This is a genomic window from Noviherbaspirillum denitrificans (assembly GCF_002211445.1).
Taxonomy (GTDB): Bacteria; Pseudomonadota; Gammaproteobacteria; order Burkholderiales; family Burkholderiaceae_D; genus Noviherbaspirillum; species Noviherbaspirillum denitrificans.
The window spans coordinates 863365-864686 of the sequence record NZ_LSTO01000001.1 but is presented as its reverse complement, the minus strand read 5'-3'; the positions used below and the strand labels follow the sequence as shown (position 1 = coordinate 864686).

Annotated in this window: 2 protein-coding genes and 1 pseudogene; 2 read left to right on the top strand and 1 reads right to left on the bottom strand. The window is 62.0% G+C overall.

What is annotated here, in order from left to right:
- Positions 1–247 (top strand): c-type cytochrome (locus tag AYR66_RS04365; protein WP_170942271.1); only part of this gene is annotated, 247 nt, incomplete at its 5' end.
- A 12-nt stretch (positions 248–259) separates the two neighbouring features.
- Here the strand turns inward: AYR66_RS04365 and AYR66_RS04360 are convergent.
- Complete coding sequence (locus tag AYR66_RS04360) at positions 260–1027, bottom strand: EAL domain-containing protein (RefSeq protein ID WP_088706507.1); 768 nt, start codon at positions 1025–1027, stop codon at positions 260–262.
- A 162-nt stretch (positions 1028–1189) separates the two neighbouring features.
- On the opposite strand from AYR66_RS04360, the pseudogene AYR66_RS29860 reads away from it, so the two are divergent.
- Positions 1190–1322: pseudogene (locus tag AYR66_RS29860) on the top strand (EamA family transporter); the annotation flags it as partial.

The window sequence follows — 1322 nt, the reverse complement described above, 5'->3', positions numbered from 1 at the left end:
CCGCCTCCCCGCCCCGCCGCACGATGAAACCGGCCACACCTGGCACCATCCGGACAGCGTGCTGTTCGACATCGTGAAGAACGGGCTCGTGCCGGGAAGAACCGCGCCGGACGGCTACCAGAGCGACATGCCGGCGTATGGCACGACGCTTTCGGATGCGGATATTACGGCAGTGCTCGCCTATATCAAGAGCACATGGCCGTCGGAACCCCTCGCACTGCAGAAGGAAATGACCTTGCGCAGGTAGGACACCCGGAAGTCAGGCCAGGGGCAACGCTCCCACTGCCGGCCGCGCGAACAGGTATCCCTGCTGGTACTTGATGCCGAGCGCATGCAAGGTATCGCGTTCGCCGGCCGTTTCCACGCCCTCCGCGACGAGCGTGATATTCAGCTTGCCGGCTGTGAGTGCAATCCCGGCGACAATCGCCTGGCGTACGGCGCTGCCGTCGATATCGCGGGTCAGTTCCATGTCGAGCTTGAGCACGTGGGGCTGGAAGGTTGCCAGCAGGTTGAGGCCGGCATAGCCCGCGCCGAAGTCGTCGATGGCGGTCAGGAAACCGCGCTTGCGGTAGTCGTTGAAAATGCCGACGAGGTGGGGTCCGTCTTCGACGCGCTCGCCTTCGGTCACCTCGAACATCAATCTGTCCGACGGAAATCCGAAGCGTGCGCAGGCTTCCAGCGTCGAACGGATGCAGGTTTCCGGGCGATAGATGGCGTTGGGCAGGAAATTGATGCTCAGGTGGCACGATGCGATCCGGTGCATGCCGAGTCCGGCGGCAAGTTCGATGGCCTTCACGCGGCAGGCCTGGTCGAAGCGGTAGCGGTTGCCGTCATCGACCTGCCCAAGTACGAACCCGGCGCCCTCGCCGTTCAGGCCGCGCACCAGGGCTTCATAGGCGAATGGCCGCATGGTCTCAAGGTCCATGATGGGCTGGAAAGCCATGGTGAAGTCGAAGCCCAAGGCAGCCGGGTTGCGGCACTCCTCGCAACCGGCGGGACGAAACGGTTCGGTAAAGATGCCTCGCATGCCATGCCTCGCAATAGTTGCTGTCAGTCACATCCTAGCCGGGTTTTGCAAATTCCGCCGCACTAAAAGCGTTGCGTTGTTCACATGCAAACCGGGCAAGGGAATGACGCTGCAGCGCGGAAAGTAGCGCGTATATTGTGTTTTCCTCATGCCGACGACGCCATGCCGCAACTCCGCATCCTGCTGATGACGACGCTTGCCATGCTGGCGTTCGCCGGCAATTCCCTGCTTTGCCGAGTGGCATTGAAAGACACCGGTATCGATGCGGCGTCGTTCACTGCCATCCGCATCCTTT

Bases quoted from the DNA above. Each gene is read 5' to 3' on its own strand.
- AYR66_RS04360 (WP_088706507.1), bottom strand. From the start codon at position 1,027: ATGCGAGGCATCTTTACCGAACCGTTTCGTCCCGCCGGTTGCGAGGAG.